This window comes from Shewanella sp. NKUCC01_JLK (genome assembly GCF_019345615.1).
Taxonomy (GTDB): domain Bacteria; phylum Pseudomonadota; class Gammaproteobacteria; order Enterobacterales; family Shewanellaceae; genus Shewanella; species Shewanella oncorhynchi.
Genome location: NZ_JAHKRD010000004.1, coordinates 112,241 through 129,517, shown reverse-complemented (window position 1 = coordinate 129,517; position 17,277 = coordinate 112,241). Strand labels below are relative to the sequence as shown.

Here is a 17,277-nt window from a genome sequence, read left to right as displayed (position 1 = left end):
GGATGGATTCCTCCCAATGAAAAACGCTTATTATATTGGACTGATGTCAGGCACCAGCATGGACGGTGTCGATGCAGTATTGGTCGACTTTTCAGGCGCGCAGCCGCAGCTTATCGCAAGTCATACCGAAGCTATTCCGAGCCATTTACTCAAAGGTCTACAGCGCCTGTGCTTACCCAGCTCAGATGAAATTAACCGCCTCGGCCGTTTAGATCGAAATGTGGGTCAGCTATTTGCCTTAGCAGTCAATAATCTGATGGCTAAATGTGCTATTGCGAAAGAAGATGTCATCGCCATTGGTAGCCATGGTCAAACTGTGCGCCATATGCCAAACCTCGAAGTGGGTTTTACCTTACAAATAGGCGATCCTAATACTATTGCGACCGAAACAGGCATAGATGTCATTGCCGATTTTCGTCGCAAAGATATTGCCCTTGGTGGGCAAGGCGCGCCCTTAGTACCCGCATTCCACCAGCAAACCTTTGCCCAAGTCGGTAAAAAACGTGTCATCCTCAATATTGGTGGTATTGCCAATATCACCTATCTGCCGGGCAATAGCGAAGAAGTCTTAGGCTTTGATACAGGGCCAGGCAACACCTTAATTGATGCCTGGATGCAACAGGTTAAAAGTGAACCCTTCGATAAAAATGGCGAATGGGCTGCATCCGGAAAAACTGATGAAAGCTTATTAACTCAGTTGCTTTCGCATCCGTATTTTTCCCTTGCTTACCCTAAAAGCACTGGTCGCGAACTGTTTAACCAAGCTTGGTTAGAGCAGCAATTATCGCCCTTTAATCATTTAGATGAAGAAGATATTCAATCAACTTTATTGGATTTAACCTGCCACAGCATAGCCCAAGACATTATAAAACTATCCAATGAAGGGGAATTATTCGTCTGTGGCGGCGGTGCATTTAATGGTCAACTGATGCAGCGTCTTGCAGCCTTATTACCAGGTTATAAGCTGGATACTACCTCGGCCCTTGGCGTCGATCCTAAGTGGGCAGAAGGCATCGCCTTTGCCTGGCTCGCCATGCGCAATCACTTAGATTTACCCGCTAATCTCCCTGCAGTAACAGGCGCATCCCGTGAAGCCATACTCGGCGGACGATTTAGCGCTAAGTAATTGGCCGTCGCAAAATACTAAAGCGATAACCTAAACAAGAGCTTCTACATGAAGCTCTTGTTGTCTTTAAAAGACAAACTAATCTTTCCCCCCTCTTCCAGCCTAAATTTCTCAAGAAAATCAGCAGCTATTTTAAAGCCATCTATTCTTAATTACTGAAGCATTTAGTGACAGAAGCATGAGTAAAAAAGTTTCGTCACTGAAGCTTAATCAAGTCTCACTATAGTAAAAACGGATACAGGATATTGCTATAAACAGCTCAAACACTTAGGAATAGCCTCATAGGCGTTCAATAAGAAACTGGTTTTAAGGGAACTCATGTCTACAGCGCGATTTTGCTCACTCAGACAAGATCCGCTAATAGGCAGGTAAATTAGGAATAAAGACGCACTGATTAACAAACAAGCGTCTTTAAAAGAATAGGAAATCAAACAATGAACATGTCACAAAAAATGGCGGCAGAATTTCTCGGCACCTTGTGGTTAGTCCTTGGAGGGTGTGGTAGTGCTGTACTTGCCGCCGCATTTCCAGAAGTAGGCATAGGCTTACTCGGCGTCGCTTTAGCTTTTGGATTAACCGTATTAACCATGGCCTTTGCGATTGGCCATATTTCAGGTTGTCATCTCAACCCTGCAGTGTCATTCGGCCTTTGGGCTGGGGGACGTTTTCCGGCAGCAGAATTATTGCCCTATATCGTAGCCCAAGTCGCGGGTGGAATTGTTGGCGCAGGCATCTTGTATCTCATCGCTTCAGGACAAGAGGGATTTTCACTCGCGGGCGGATTTGCCTCTAACGGTTTTGGTGAGCATTCACCAGGTGGCTATAGCATGCTGTCGGTGATGATTTGTGAAATCGTTATGACACTGTTCTTCTTGATTATTATTTTAGGAGCCACCGATGAGCGAGCGCCTAAGGGATTTGCCCCAATTGCCATAGGGTTAGGTTTAACCTTAATTCACCTTATTAGTATTCCTGTGTCCAATACTTCGGTGAACCCAGCGCGTAGCACAGGCCCTGCACTGTTTGTCGGTGACTGGGCGGTATCACAACTCTGGTTGTTCTGGGTAGCACCGATTGCCGGTGCCATTTTGGCGGGCTTTATCTATCGCTACTTCCACGCGGCAGAATAAAAGCCGAAGATCTAACACAACAGCGCTCTCTTGGCGCTGTTGTTCTTTTTCTAATCCCGCTCTAATGTTACCATTTAGCCAACTGGCGAATTTTGCTGTGCCCTAGGTTTTTACATTAGAGACACAACAGGCTTCGCCCTATCCAAGCAAAAGAGATATTTTTCATGAGCAAGACTGTTAAAAACCTCGCTGAGACAGCAGCAATGACGCCAGAAGCCCGTTACGATTACCTCGTTGAACAAGTTAAAGAACACAAAATACTTTGGACATTACAAGATCAAGACGGTTGCGTGATGTTAACCACTGAAGAAGAAGATTGCATCCCAATGTGGCCAACCGAAGAAGCCGCTGATTCTTGGGCTGTGGATGAATGGAGTGATTGCCAAACGTTAGCGATTCCACTCGACGAATTTCACGAAAGATGGGTGCCAGGCATGGAAGATGACGACCTCTTTGTCGCCGTATTCCCAGTATTAGATGATTTAGGTGTGGTAATCCCACCTTATGAGTTAGATCAAAGATTAGCGCCTAAGCAAAGCCACTAATCGCTATCGCTAAACGAGAATGCCTATGAGCGAGCAAAAATCGGCGATACCGACACCAGAGGCAAGTACAGCCCTTAGTCAGCACTTTCCGAAACGACTCATTGCCCTATTGCTAGTGTATGTTGTTGCGTCAGTGAGTGGCTTAATCGCTAAACAAGGGGTGTTATTTTGTCTGCTAACCCTCCTGATGGTGATTGCCATTATCGGTCGGCAAAAAGCAGGGCTTATCATGCTGCGCGGCTACACAGTCGTGCAGCTTGGATTGATTAGCATGCTGCCAGTGATCATGTACGATCCGGGCAACTTAGTGGTAGGTCCAACGACAGTGTACTTAGGTGAATGGCAGGGAAAACTGCCTGACTATATAATTTTTATCGCTTTGATCGTCTTGTCATTGCTGCAAGTTTGGATAGCCTTTGATAAAAAGGTAAAGGCATGGTTTAAGCCTAAGCTTAACCTGAACATCATGAGCTAAGCTCTTGTAGAAAATAAATTTAGCCCAACAAAAAGCCGTCATTGCGACGGCTTTTTTGATCTCACTCCACGCCTAAAAAGATGCAAAGTTAGTCATCATTAAACAGAAAAAATTTTTACACAGAGAAACTGGCACCACAGCCACAAGTTGTGGTTGCGTTAGGGTTTTTCACGAAGAAGCGAGAACCTTCCAGTCCTGAAGTGTAATCCACTTCACCACCGACTAAATATTGTAGGCTCATAGGATCGACAACCAAGAGAACGCCTTGTTTTTCTATCGTAAAATCGCCGTCATTAACCTTTTCATCAAAGGTAAAGCCGTACTGAAATCCAGAACAACCACCACCAGTCACATAGACTCGTAGCTTAAGTGCAGGATTTTGCTCTTCTTCCAGCAAACCTTTCACCTTAGCGGCTGCCGCATCGGTAAATTGGATTGGCATTGCTGTATCAGCTTGATCAGTCATTACTACCTCTTACATCAGTTTTCTGGGGCAAATTATCCTTTACCTGACTGTTTTGTTCAAGTATTACCCGTGGTTCTTTTTCACCCTGTAATAACTCAGGGGCACTATAGACATGTTCGGTCTGCGAATTCTTAGTCCAGCGGCTCGAAGGCACCAGCACTTTGACTTTCACTTGTTGTAAATTAAAGCCAGCAGGAACAGTGACCTTGGTATCTATGACTTGAAAATAGCGAAAATCAAATTCCAACTTAGAACCCGTGAGTTTGTTCACACTCAAGCTAACAGATTTGCCATCTTGCACACCAATGAGCGTCAATTCAGTTCGACCTTGAATAGCTTGCTTACGCTTTTGCAACTGAGTCAACACCAACTTGAGATGGTATTCATCGGCCAAAGCGCCCGGCGTCATTTCAAGTCCGTGAATAGCGACACCTTCAGCATTATCATCCGGTGTCATAATGCTGCGGTAAAACGCCAGTTCATGTTCCAATTCTTTTTGCTTTTTCATTTGCTGGCCAAACATTTCTTGCATTTGGGTATTAGCCTCTCGCTCGACGGACAGCTCTAAATTTCGGGTTGCAAGTAGTTGGGTCTGTGCCTCTAACTCAGCGGTCAAGCGTTGAGTCTTGCTGCTGATATGCTTAACAACAGGCTCATCGCTGCTTAATAGCAGAAAACTTATCCAAGCCCCAAAAAGAATAGAAACTAACACTAAAAGCGATAAATATACTGAAGATGGACGATACTTGAGATCCATCACTTGCAGCCGATCTAGCCAACGATGATAATTTGGCATTAGGTAACAGCCCCTTATATAAAATACAATCAACTCAAGAACGAGTTCGATACAATACAACTCAGGCCAATGTAGTGCAATTAACGATAAATAAAGTCGCTATCCAACATGCCATCGTCACAGCCAAAAAGTATTTAACCAATGAGCTACGTGACCATTTATCTCAAGCGCGCATCAGTGCACAGCTGTGCATACTGGCACTGTTATTTGCTGTTTTTGCATCCTGTGTGATCTTACTGTTTCGACTCTTGCTCGTTTGGGCTAATCATTACACCCAAATACAGGCGCTGGATTTTACGGGGAACGTCGCCGACTGGCGAGCCCTGTTACCCCTTTTAGGCGCAATATTAATTTGGATAGTGGCGAATTTGGGCTCCAAACGCTACAAACGTATGGGAATAGCCTATGTGTTACATAGAGTTAAACTGCATTATGGTAAAATCCCCCTACAATCCGCCGCTGGGCAATTTTTTCAAGCACTCTTTGCCCTTGGCACAAATTTCTCAGTCGGCCGTGAAGGTCCAGCCATTCATCTGGGTGCTGTCAGCGCCAGTTTTCTTGCTGAAAAATTCAATCTTCCCGATAATAGCGTACGCATCATGTGTGCCAGTGGCATTGCAGCAGGGATTGCCGCAACGTTTAACGCGCCCTTGGCGGCGGTGATTTTTGTACTCGAAGTGATAGTACGTGAATATAAAATCCATTACTTTTTCCCGATTATGCTATCAGCAATTTGTGGCGCAGTTTCAAGCCAACTGGTGTTTGGTAATGTGCACGAATTTGACCGTATTCAAGTGATCCACATTCCCTTAGACCATTACCCTATTCTCGCCATTGGCGGCGTGGTATTAGGCTGCGCCGCGGCGCTGTTTAATTACTCACTCTTAAAAGTCACCGCGACGGGTCAAAACTGGCCACTCATTTACCGACTATTACTGGCGGGCAGCGTCACCACCTTAATAGGTCTAGTATTGCCACAAGCCCTTGGCACAGGCGATCTCGCTATTGGCGAAGCCATTAGCCAACATCCAAGCCTATTGCTGTTAATCGCCCTATTATTTGCCAAAATCATTGCCACTATTGCGGCGATTGGCTTAGGTATTCCCGGCGGTTTAATTGGTCCACTTTATGGTATCGGCGCGCTGCTCGGGGCGATTTTGGCGCTGATCAGCGCTATCTTATTCCCGTCCATCGCCCCTTATGTAGGGCTTTACACTGTGATCGGCATGACAGCCATGATGGGCGTGTGTTTAAGCGCGCCGCTGGCCGCCTTAGTCGCCCTGTTAGAAATGACTAATGACGCCAGCATTATTTTACCGGCAATGTTTGTAACAATTCCGGCTTTTTTAATTGCTTATCAGGGTTTTAAGACCGACTCCATTTTCTTTAAGCAATTAGAAATTATGGGACTAGGTTATAAGGTCGCCCCCGTGAATTTAGCACTGCAGAAAAAAGGCGTACGAGCCTTAATGGATAAACGCTTTGTTATCGTCAATAACAACGATGAATTGTTACTCGAAGTGCTAAAACGCGCCGAAGGTCGCCCTGTGCTAGTCCGCAATGCCGATGGCATTATCGAAATGCTTAGTCTTGAAATGCAATCCTATGATGACAGTACCACGCTATCACGCCATCCCATGCAAGGGCTAAGCGACAGCACCACCCTCAATGAAGTCTATTCACTATTGTCGCCCAAACGCTGCGGTGAGGTGTTTATCTATCAAGATACACCAGACAATGTGGTTGGGGTGATCAGTTGGTCGAACCTACAACATGAGATTCGTTCAGGCCAAGCCTAATATCGCTTCAAAATCTAGCCGCTATTCAATACCTAATTTTGATTCAAACCTGAGACGGCAGATTAAAAGCTTTGGGCTTCATCGCAAAAATCTAACACAGTGGCAATGTGGCTATTTCGTTGCCCCAGCGCTTCTGCTACAATCGCGCCTCAGCCACCCTACATAACATCAGGGCAGATAAGCGCGATAATGCTGCTTAAAATGCCCCCTAGCAAATTGGAAAACAGGCTGATGAATCAGTTCGAAGGATCCCATATCCTCTCCGTAAACCAGTTAGATCTTGACTCAATCCAAACTATTTTTAATGTCGCTAGCCGCATGATGCCCTATGCACTTCGAGAGAAGCGCAATAATGTGCTCGATGGCGCCATTTTAGGTAACCTGTTTTTCGAACCGAGTACCCGTACCCGCGTGAGTTTTGGCTGTGCCTTTAACTTGCTCGGCGGCCATGTACGTGAAACCACAGGCATGGCTTCATCGTCTTTATCTAAAGGTGAATCCCTGTACGATACGGCGCGGGTGTTATCCACCTATTCTGATGTCATTGCCATGCGCCATCCAGACTCTTACTCGGTCAAAGAGTTTGCTGAAGGCAGCCGCGTCCCAGTGATCAACGGCGGCGATGGTTCGAACGAGCATCCGACCCAAGCTTTACTCGATTTATACACTATCCAAAAAGAACTCAAATGTGCTGGCCGCGGTATCGATGGCATGCACATCGCTATGGTCGGCGACTTAAAATTTGGCCGTACTGTACATTCACTGTCGCGTTTACTCTGCATGTATAAAAACATCAGTTTCACACTGATTTCACCCGCTGAATTAGCTATGCCTGATTATGTGAACTCCGACATTGAAAATGCTGGCCATAGCATCAAAATAACCGACCAACTTGAAGGCCATTTAGATCAAGCAGATATTTTGTATCTCACTCGCATTCAAGAAGAACGCTTCCCTTCACAGGAAGAAGCAAATAAGTATCGCGGCAAGTTCCGCTTAAATCGCAGTATTTACACTCAGCATTGCAAATCTAACACTGTCATTATGCACCCGCTTCCAAGGGATTCACGGGCGCAAGCCAATGAGTTAGATAATGATTTAAATAGCCATCCCAATCTTGCTATCTTCAGACAGGCGGATAATGGGCTGTTAATTCGCATGGCTTTGTTTGCATTGACACTCGGCGTTGATAATCAACTCGAAAAATATGAGTGTCCGGTTAATTGGTATTCACGTAAAGCCGATCGCTAATTGGCTACAGACTTTAAGGACTAAACATGACCCGTTCCGAAGCGCTATTTGAACAGGCTAAAAAAACCATCCCCGGCGGCGTTAACTCTCCGGTTCGTGCATTTAATGGTGTAGGCGGTTCGCCCCTGTTTATTGAAAAAGCTAACGGCGCTTATATTTACGATGCCGATGGTAAAGCTTATATAGACTATGTCGGTTCTTGGGGCCCGATGATCCTCGGCCACAACCATCCTAAAATCCGTGCTGCGGTATTAGCAGCGGTAGAAAATGGCTTATCTTTTGGTGCGCCAACTGAGCTTGAAGTGCAAATGGCCGAAAAAGTCATCTCTATGGTGCCTTCTATCGAGCAAGTACGCATGGTGAGTTCAGGTACAGAAGCCACTATGAGTGCTATCCGTTTGGCACGCGGTTTTACCAATCGTGACAAGATCTTAAAATTTGAAGGCTGCTACCACGGCCACGCAGATTGCCTGTTAGTGAAAGCCGGTTCTGGCGCGTTAACGTTAGGTCAACCTAGCTCACCCGGTATTCCTGAAGATTTCGCCAAACACACCTTAACGGCTGTGTATAACGATTTAGATTCAGTTAGAACCCTGTTCGAGCAGTATCCAACTGAGATTTCTTGCATCATCATCGAGCCCGTTGCTGGCAACATGAACTGTATTCCACCTGTCCCTGGTTTCCTTCAAGGTCTGCGTGATATGTGTGATGAGTTTGGCGCGCTGTTGATTATCGATGAAGTGATGACAGGTTTTCGTGTATCACTAAGTGGCGCTCAAGGTTACTACGGCGTCACACCAGACTTAACCACACTCGGTAAAGTGATTGGTGGCGGTATGCCAGTGGGGGCTTTCGGTGGCCGTAAAGATGTGATGCAATTTATCGCTCCTACAGGTCCGGTTTACCAAGCGGGTACGTTATCGGGTAACCCCATTGCGATGTCAGCGGGTCTGGCACAAATGGAAGCCCTGTGTGAAGAAGGTCTATACGAAGCACTGAGCGCGAAAACCAAACGTATTGCAGAAGGCTTTAAAGCGGCTGCGGATAAGCACGGTATTCCAATGGCGATCAACTATGTTGGTGGCATGTTCGGTTTCTTCTTCACGGAACAACCCGAGATCACTCGTTTCGATCAAGTGACCCAATGCAATATCGAACAGTTCCGTATTTTCTACCACGGCATGCTAGATGAAGGTGTTTACTTAGCGCCAAGTGCCTATGAAGCAGGCTTCCTGTCAATGGCCCATGGCGAAGAAGAAATGCGCTTAACCTTAGAAGCGGCTGATCGCGTATTGGCTAGCATGAAAGCGGCAAGTTAAGCCTAAGCTTTAGTATTTAAGCCGTTTAAACATAACAAAGGGACGCCAATGCGTCCCTTTGCTTTTATTAGATTTAGTTAACTTTGTGTCACTTTAATAACGATCAGACTTTTTAGAACCTAAAGCCGATTTAAATATTTTCGCAGCTACCATGAATTGTAAGGTCAAGTGGATATGCTCAATAACGTGCTAAGGCCAACCCATCAAGCCCAGCGCAATAAGTTGCTTACCACAATACGTTAACCAAACGAGTGAGCCTAAAAGCAAAAGACTCCAGATAACAAATGTCATTTTCCTCTACTCCAAAACACAATATCCAGTATTGATACCCAAACAAGCTCAAGACGCAGAATTCTGCAGGACTGAGTGCTAAGAGCACTCTACTTCCTAGCGGGCACTCATTCAAAAGGCAAGCATTAAAAATGCCTGCCTACATAGGCATGACAATTCAGGAATAACGACCTGAATAAAAATTAATTGAAGAATATGCAAACTAACTGCTTAGACTTTAATCGTAGATCTCACTTTTAACGCGGTAATCAAATCAAACAATACAGTTAATAACGCTGCAATAATCACAATAACCAATATATAAAACTAATTAGCAACCCAAAAGCATGAGATAGACATCACAAAGAAGCATTAAATTGAGTTACAGCTAACAGTTGCGTTCTCTAGCCCATTATGTTCTGATCCGCACGCGCTAACACGGCTAGCTTAATTTAGCCTTGATATGCCCAATCTTTAGGTTGACTCAAGTCGCCCTACGACATCAAAACAGCAGTTGGAATTGCAGTTATGTTAAATACCTTTCTCATCTTACTGGCCGTGCTCGCATTGCTCAGTATTATTTTCGAAGAAGTGACCCACCTTAATAAAGCAAAAACCACCTTATTCTTTGGTTGTATCTCTTGGGTAGCGCTGTTTATGGCTGCAGGGGAACCAGCTAATGAGAAAATCGTTGCCCATCAGCTCAATGAAAATTTGCTCGAGATTGCCACACTTTGGCTCTTTCTGATGTCGACCATGACCTTCGTAGCATATTTGAATGCTAAGGGTATGATCCAAATCATGGTGCAAAAGCTGTTTCCGCAGAAAGTATCAGTGCGTATGTTAATGATCCAAGTCGCCCTATTTGCACTCGTGCTCTCAGCATTTTGTGATAACGTCACCGCGACTTTAGTGTCTTTAGGTTTATTAACCACCTTTAAACTCGACAAGCAAATGCGCCGTAGAATGGCAGTGTTGATTATCTTCGCGGTGAACTCAGGCGGTGTAGCCCTGATCACTGGCGATGTGACGACACTGATGATCTTCTTAGCTGGACATGTGCATATGTCTGAACTGCTGATGTTATTTATCCCATCGGCCGTGAGCGTGATTTTACTGGCAACTCTGTTCTCACTCAAAGCCGAAGGTGTTGTGAGCACGACGCCAATCAAACATACTTATCAAACCGTTGATGTATTGATTGCCCTCGTCTTCTTCTGCACCATTTTAATGACCATGCTACTCAACATATTGTTTGGTATCCCGCCAGTGTTAACCTTCTTAACGGGTCTATCAATTATGTTCCTGATTGGCCATACCACGCGCAGTGATAAAGAAGAAATCAAGATCCTAGAGTATATTCGCCAAGTTGAATACGACACTCTGTTGTTCTTCTTAGGTATTTTACTGCTCGTTGGTATGCTTAAAGAAATTGGCACCTTAGACATGTTGACTGAAGCTTATACTCAGTTTAATCCAAACATCTCTAACTTCGTCACTGGTATGGGCTCAGCCTTAATTGATAACGTACCGCTAACAGCGGCATTGTTAAAAGCCAATCCAGTGCTGAGTACTCCTGAATGGCTTGGCTTGACTTACAGCGTCGGAGTCGGTGGTTCACTGCTGATTATCGGTTCAGCATCAGGTATTGTAGCCATGAGTAAAGTGAAAGAACTGACTTTTGTGAGTTACTTGAAATATGTTCCTGCACTTTTCCTCTGCTACAGCGTCGGTTACGCACTGACCCTATTCTTAGCCAACAGACTGTTTGATTAAGTTGAGATTAGCTGAGATCAAAAAAGGCGCCTAGTGCGCCTTTTTTATCAACTACTTATTCATTGTTACCACAAATAACCGCTAGCATGACTTATCGTAATACCTGATTAGATTGCGGGCACCTTAAACTGGGTTCCTTGAATATCTAACACTATGTCCCTTGGACGAATAGAGATGATTTTCAGCTTACCAGCAATCATATCCCCTTCTTGTAACTCAGCACCGTCTACATTCAGCCATCTCTGGGCAGGGTCGCTGGAATAAACATGAGCAACGATATTAAATTCAGGCACTTGTAATTGCAGACCTGCGGGTAATTGGCCGTATTTCGGAATTTCATCCACAGCAGTTTTGGGGATCGGATCTAATTTAGCTTCAGTGACATTCGTCTCTGCAGCATTAACATATTCCACATCCTTTAATGCATTTTGAAAGGAAGCCACTAACTTATCTTCATCGCGACTTTTATTGGTCTCTAAACCGACATCTTCCGCCGCGGCACTGACTTGCTGACGCAGGGCTTCAAGACTCGCTAGACCCGACTCATTGGCATTAGCGCCTAACATCATAGGCTGCTGTGCTTGCGTCTCTGCTGGCACAACCGCTTCCTGACTTGCCGCATCGACTTGGGCTGACGTCGACATATAATCTGCGTAGCTTGAATCACTAAAACCCGAATTGCTATCACTTTGAGCCGGCATGCCAACAGAATTGGTCGTTATATTCGCGCTAGCATTCATTTGAGGCGCATTTGATACTACAGTCTCAGCCTGAAATTGCGGCGATACCGTTAGCTCGGGTAAAGTCTGCGTCCGAGGAAGCGCTACTTTCCCAGCAAGCCGAACACCTGAAGCAGCACTGGGCTCAACTTGGAGCTCAGAGGCAGATCCAACCGAGTTAGACTGAAGCTCATTTTTAATCCCAGTCGAAGCTGGCAATGATGACGTTGATGGCAGTACGTTAGCCACTGCCACAGTATCACTTTGGGGAAGTCGAGTTTTATCCCAAACGCTTAATCCCCAAGCCACACCAATTCCTGCGGCAACTGCAACGACTAATATAGACAGTTTTCCTATCGGCACACCCGATTTACGAGGCTGTGGATAATTCGCCCTTGGCGTCATCACAGCATCAGGTAACGGTGATTGTTGCTGTTGTTTATTGCGGGTTACGGCATCGAGTAAAATGGACATCAGCTGCGCGCCCCATCATCAGTTAACCTTGGGCCTTGCTGACTTAAATACAAATTTAATCTCACTAATGTTTGATTCCCTGCAATACCATCGGCTTTTAATCCATGCTGACTTTGGAAGGTTTTAAGATCATTTTCCAATTGCACATCAAATTGATTAACCCGACGGGGGCTACGACCATTCACATGGGCTAACGCATTCTCTAACCACTGTAATTGACCAGGACTCGATTTTTGACTGATATCCATCATAGGCAAATTAGGTGCTTGCCATAATATTTCGAAGGTGCCACTGAAATGTTGATTAAACCAAGCTCTATCAACCCAAAGTTGTTGCTCACCCAGTTGCATCAGTAATTGTTCCCCCTCTACCGCAAGCACTGCACCATAAAAATCTTGTTGCTTGTCATCAACCAAATACACGACAGCCGGATAATTAAGCCGAGTCAGTGACATCCAGTTACCCTGCTGTTGATAGCAAGCTAATCCTTGCTCAACCGCCGATTGGCAAGCCGTCAAGCCTTTATAGGGCACTTTGCCCCACACGCTAAATAAACCTGCAAAAGCAGTATCGATATTGCGACTCTGATTAATCGCCTCGTTTAACAGACGCTGATTGGGATCGGGAATGGAAGTCTGACCGCTTGGTTGATTAGTCGGTTTTACTGACTTATCAGCGATGTCTTCCCCGCCCAAGGTTTGAGCATTTAATGACGCCACATTAGTTGGCACAGACTCAGAAACCAAATTGGACGCTGGCGCCGTATTGACTGACTTATCAGTAAATAACCAATAAGACACACCAAACGCAACACATAACGCCGCAGCGGTTGCTGTCGGCCACAGATATCTATTTTGAGTCGGTTCTTCTTCACCTAATACTTCAGCCGCAGCTTGCCGCACCATATGATGATCTATGGGCACCCGCGATTGTGCATAGCCTGCCATCAGTGAACGTTCACATAAGAGGTTAATTAATCGAGGAATGCCGCCACTGTATTTCTGCAAAACGTTAACGGCTTTACGGGTGAATAAAGGCTCAAACCGCCCTGCCACTTGCAAACGATGCAGCACATAGAGGGCGATTTCATCTTCATTGAGCGGCAATAAATGATAACGAGCCGTGATCCGCTGGGCTAACTGACGCAATTCTTGGCGCTTCAATAACAGCTGTAATTCCGGCTGACCGATTAAAATCACCTGCAGTAACTTCTTAGTGTCCGTCTCCAAATTAGTCAGAAGACGCAATTGCTCCAGCACCTCAGGACGTAAATGCTGTGCTTCATCGATAATGAGCACGGTATTACGACCTTTGCTGTGATTCGCCAATAAAAAACGGCTCAAGTGATCAGTCAATTGCTTGAGTGTAGGATTATCGCCGTAGGAAATCTTAAGCTCATCACAAAGCGTTGCGAGTAATTCAAGCTCAGTTAACGACGGATTAAGGATAAAAGCAGTATCGGTATTGTCGGGCAATTGCCCAAGTAAACAGCGAGATACTGTTGTTTTACCCGTGCCGACTTCCCCTGTTAACAACACAAAACCGCCCGTTTCCCCTAACCCATAGGTTAAATGGGCTAACGCCTCTCTGTGCCTATCACTCAGAAACAAATAATGGGGATTGGGTGCAATTGAAAAAGGGTTATCGCTGAGTCCGTAAAAGGCCTTGTACATACCACCAATCATCCTAATTTAAAAATAACGCCCCACGTTAAAGCGTCCTAATGTTATTGTCAAAATATCTGCAACATCAATGTGACAGATAAGTGCGCAAATATCTCGCAACGACTTTATCCATCATCTTAATGAGCGTGATAAGCTATGTTCATGACACATTAGCCGAATCTTGCCTGTGAAAATATATCTCGTCGGCGGTGCTGTACGTGACAGCCTGCTCAATCTTCCCATTAAAGATAAAGATTACCTCGTCGTTGGAGCAACACCAGAACAAATGCTGCAACAGGGTTACCGCCAAGTGGGTAAAGATTTCCCCGTATTTCTACACCCTAAAAATCAACAAGAATATGCTTTAGCCCGAACCGAACGAAAAATTGGTCTGGGTTATGGTGGTTTTAGTTGCCACGCCAGCCCTGATGTGACTTTAGAACAAGATTTGTTGCGCCGAGATCTAACCATCAATGCCATCGCCCAAGATGAAAAGGGCAACTTATATGATCCTTTTAATGGTATTGAGGATATTAACGCGCGCCTGTTACGCCATGTGTCGGATGCTTTCGTTGAAGATCCACTGCGAGTGTTACGCGTTGCCCGTTTTGCCGCAAGGTTTCATGCCTTAGGATTTCAAATTGCCGCAGAAACCCTGGCACTGATGCGTCAAATTAGCGCAAGCGATGAGCTTAGCGCTTTAACGGCGGAGCGAGTTTGGCAAGAAGTTGATAAAAGTTTAGGCGGACCTCACCCAGAAGTCTTTTTTGAGGTACTGCACCAATGTGGCGCACTCGAAGTCCTGTTCCCTGAAATTCACGCCTTATTTGGCATACCTCAACCTGAAAAATGGCATCCTGAAATAGATACTGGCGTGCATACCTTAATGGTGCTCGCTCAAGCTGCACTGCTCACTGAGGATAAAAGCGTTCGGTTTGCCGCCCTAGTGCATGATTTGGGTAAAGCTCTGAGTCCAAAAGAGCATTTACCAAAGCATCACGGCCACGGCCAAAAAGGCTTGCCACTCATAAAAGCACTCTGTACCCGTTTACGAGTACCGAATGAGGCACGCGATCTGGCGTTACTCGTCAGCGACCAACATCAGAACGTCCATCAGGCATTCGAGCTCAGAGCCGAAACTATCGTTAAAATATTCGATAAAGCTGACTTTTGGCGTAAACCAGAGCGCTTAACGCAACTTATATTAGCTTGCACCGCAGATATGCGTGGCCGCACAGGATTTGAAAACATCCCATATCCTCAGGGAGAGTATTTAACTCAGTGCTTCACTGTCGCCAATAATGTCGATATTGCCGCCATCATTGCCACTGGTTTCCAAGGTGCAGAGATAAAACAAGCCTTAAATTTACATCGAGTTGAAGCCGTCAGTCAGTTTAAACAAAAAATGCAAACAAAACTGCCGATGGACAACCAGTAATTTGTAAAAGATTTGTAAGTCGTGCATCACTGCATGGTGAATAATGCCCCTTTTTACGATTAGAAATGTCGATATCACATAGAAAAAAAGCTTTTAAAAAAAATTTATATGCCTATAGTGGTTAAACACATTAATATTCGTAGCAAATTAAAATAGCTATGTCATAATTAGGCAGTTTCGCTTACAAAGTAACGAAACATTCAAATCCAACCTATTTTAAGGGATTTTTTACAATGAACAAAAAAGTACTGATGATTGCTGGTTTAGCAATGACTGCCCTACTAGGTGGTTGCGCGAACACTACTGCTCTGGAAGAAAGCGTTGCAACTCTGGGCAACAAAGTTGATCAATTGTCAGCTGATGTTGGTTCTCTGAAATCAGAGCAAAGCAAACTGTCTGCAGACGTTAAAGATGCAAAAGCAGCATCTATGGACGCACAAGCAGAAGCTAAACGCGCAAACGACCGTTTAGACAACGTTGCTTCTCGTTACAAGAAGTAATGAAAGGTAATTTAGCTTACTATTTAGTAAGTTAAGACAAAAGGCTTAAGAAAGATGAAAGCGATAAGCACATCAATCTAAGCCTTTTTTTATACCTGCAATTCAAGATTGCCATGCAAAGAATAGCGAATGCTGCAATACAAAATCGCTAAATTGGTTTTAAACTTCCAAAGGCATGTTAAAGGCGATTCGCCTACCTCCCCCTAAAAGTTAGCCTTGGCATACTTCTGTATAAACGAGTGCTATTCCTCTTTTAAATAAAGTCGCGTTATTAATCTAAACTTCTCGTTTGCATTTTTAAGCATCCCTAACAATCAGCCTCATCTATCATAAAAAATGTATTTATGGGAAGTGAAAGCTATTAATTTAAAGCACAGCTATAGATAAAAAAATCGAGGCTATATGGGGAAACAAAGGCAATAAGAAGGTTGTATTTGTCACTGAACAAATAGGCCTAAAGTTAAAAACAATAACACCTTCAGCCTATCCAACATAAAAATAACATAAAAACGTCAAACAGAATCATAGACTTGAGTAATATAGCCTTTTAAAACATCAAAAAACCATCTAACTAAGCCTATGAATTGTCTTAAAATTAACCGCATCGACTGCAAGTTTTAACCTATAGCGATTCACTCACGCGTTTATGTGCTAAGACTAATACATAATCAATTTCTAGCGACTCAAAATGATTAGCTTGAATATCGTGTTTCATCTTGTCAGTTGCACGCCACGCATAGGGTGCCATATCCAATAACGTTAATGCCTGTTCACCAGTAACTGATAAAGTAAAGTGCAGTGACTGAGTTTCTTTGACCAATAATGCTGAGGGTAAATTCACTTGGAAAGGTTTTTCAGCCAAGTCGGAATAAATATATTCTCTGAGTTGCCATAGGTGTCGTGGCCCAGGCATGACCAGTAACATGGTCCCATCGTCTTTCAATACCCTGACAGACTCTTTTCCCTTTAACGGCCTATCAATAACAGTAATAAAATCCACACAATTATCGGCAAAGGGTAATTTTTTAGAAGAGCTTAAACACAAGATCCCAGGAGTCTGCGCTTTTGCTGCAGCAAAAATAGCATTTTCTGCGTCCGCTACACCCACGTACTGGACGTTTCGCGGATTTTCGACCTCTGCCAACTTGGAAGCTAAAGCACGCAAATAGAAGCCCTCAGCGCATTCATAATCCAAGAAACAAGCGTCAGGCTTGATAGAGCCGGTGATTATCTCAGCCAATTTATCGATTAAAGGCGAAAAGATGCCTGATTCGAGAAGAAAACGCTTAGCCCTCACTTGCTCGCGCGAATCCCCTGTCGGCTTTTGGCGTTGTGGTTTAGTAAAAACCCAATACCCTTGCTCATTTCGATCAAAATGATGCTTATTTGCACAATAAAAACCTTGGGAGGCTTTGTGTTGTTTTAACGCAAGTCCGCAGGTTGGACACTGATATTCGAGACCCATATAAAGCTCCAAAAATAAGTTAAGCTTCAGAAAAATGAGGAAGCTCCAAAAACAAAAATCGGGT

Annotated in this window: 15 protein-coding genes; 10 read left to right on the top strand and 5 right to left on the bottom strand. The window is 44.5% G+C overall.

Translation table 11 applies throughout. The features are described from left to right. The first annotated feature begins 16 nt into the window (after positions 1-16). From KO537_RS06060 to KO537_RS06045, 4 genes are all read left to right on the top strand, one after another. Positions 17-1,126, top strand: a complete 1,110-nt coding sequence (locus KO537_RS06060; protein WP_219234061.1) for an anhydro-N-acetylmuramic acid kinase — start codon at positions 17-19, stop codon at positions 1,124-1,126. 434 nt (positions 1,127-1,560) lie between these two features. Next, complete coding sequence (gene aqpZ, locus KO537_RS06055; RefSeq protein WP_173246158.1) at positions 1,561-2,256, top strand: aquaporin Z; 696 nt, start codon at positions 1,561-1,563, stop codon at positions 2,254-2,256. A 164-nt stretch (positions 2,257-2,420) separates the two neighbouring features. Continuing rightward, positions 2,421-2,801 (top strand): DUF2750 domain-containing protein, encoded by a 381-nt coding sequence (locus tag KO537_RS06050; protein WP_028760853.1) that lies wholly within the window; start codon positions 2,421-2,423, stop codon positions 2,799-2,801. Between the two features lie 25 nt (positions 2,802-2,826). Next, complete coding sequence (locus KO537_RS06045) at positions 2,827-3,276, top strand: hypothetical protein (RefSeq protein ID WP_212599970.1); 450 nt, start codon at positions 2,827-2,829, stop codon at positions 3,274-3,276. A 115-nt stretch (positions 3,277-3,391) separates the two neighbouring features. Here the strand turns inward: KO537_RS06045 and erpA are convergent, their stop codons facing one another. After that, the gene (gene erpA, locus KO537_RS06040; RefSeq protein WP_006080742.1) at positions 3,392-3,742 is read right to left on the bottom strand and encodes an iron-sulfur cluster insertion protein ErpA; all 351 of its coding nucleotides are present in this window, start codon (positions 3,740-3,742) and stop codon (positions 3,392-3,394) included. Beyond that, entirely contained in the window at positions 3,735-4,538 is an 804-nt protein-coding gene (locus tag KO537_RS06035) for a DUF6776 family protein (RefSeq protein WP_105249880.1), read from the bottom strand. Before KO537_RS06035 ends, erpA begins: the two co-directional genes overlap by 8 nt. Before the next feature lie 74 nt (positions 4,539-4,612). Between KO537_RS06035 and KO537_RS06030 the strand changes: the two genes are divergently transcribed. From KO537_RS06030 to nhaD, 4 genes are all read left to right on the top strand, one after another. Next, complete coding sequence (locus KO537_RS06030; RefSeq protein ID WP_173246166.1) at positions 4,613-6,337, top strand: chloride channel protein; 1,725 nt, start codon at positions 4,613-4,615, stop codon at positions 6,335-6,337. Positions 6,338-6,568: 231 nt separating this feature from the next. After that, positions 6,569-7,588: an aspartate carbamoyltransferase gene (locus KO537_RS06025; protein WP_219234060.1), complete on the top strand. Its 1,020-nt coding sequence runs from the start codon at positions 6,569-6,571 to the stop codon at positions 7,586-7,588. Positions 7,589-7,614: 26 nt separating this feature from the next. After that, entirely contained in the window at positions 7,615-8,907 is a 1,293-nt protein-coding gene (hemL, locus tag KO537_RS06020; protein WP_105249882.1) for a glutamate-1-semialdehyde 2,1-aminomutase, read from the top strand. Positions 8,908-9,705: 798 nt separating this feature from the next. Next, positions 9,706-10,953: a sodium:proton antiporter NhaD gene (gene nhaD, locus KO537_RS06015; protein ID WP_028760859.1), complete on the top strand. Its 1,248-nt coding sequence runs from the start codon at positions 9,706-9,708 to the stop codon at positions 10,951-10,953. A gap of 107 nt (positions 10,954-11,060) precedes the next feature. On the opposite strand, the gene KO537_RS06010 is transcribed toward nhaD, so the two are convergent. Beyond that, positions 11,061-12,146: a general secretion pathway protein GspB gene (locus tag KO537_RS06010; RefSeq protein ID WP_173246169.1), complete on the bottom strand. Its 1,086-nt coding sequence runs from the start codon at positions 12,144-12,146 to the stop codon at positions 11,061-11,063. Then, positions 12,146-13,819, bottom strand: coding sequence for an ExeA family protein (locus tag KO537_RS06005; protein WP_113940685.1), 1,674 nt, complete (start codon positions 13,817-13,819; stop codon positions 12,146-12,148). The genes KO537_RS06010 and KO537_RS06005 overlap by 1 nt, the downstream gene beginning before the upstream one ends. Positions 13,820-13,997: 178 nt before the next feature. Between KO537_RS06005 and KO537_RS06000 the strand changes: the two genes are divergently transcribed. Together KO537_RS06000 and KO537_RS05995 are read left to right on the top strand one after the other, a co-directional pair. Beyond that, positions 13,998-15,248, top strand: a complete 1,251-nt coding sequence (locus KO537_RS06000; RefSeq protein ID WP_173246175.1) for a multifunctional CCA addition/repair protein — start codon at positions 13,998-14,000, stop codon at positions 15,246-15,248. A 233-nt stretch (positions 15,249-15,481) separates the two neighbouring features. After that, positions 15,482-15,748, top strand: a complete 267-nt coding sequence (locus KO537_RS05995) for an Lpp/OprI family alanine-zipper lipoprotein (protein ID WP_006080732.1) — start codon at positions 15,482-15,484, stop codon at positions 15,746-15,748. A 622-nt stretch (positions 15,749-16,370) separates the two neighbouring features. Here KO537_RS05995 and KO537_RS05990 read toward each other — a convergent pair. After that, entirely contained in the window at positions 16,371-17,213 is an 843-nt protein-coding gene (locus KO537_RS05990; RefSeq protein ID WP_219234059.1) for a putative RNA methyltransferase, read from the bottom strand. Positions 17,214-17,277: the final 64 nt, after the last annotated feature.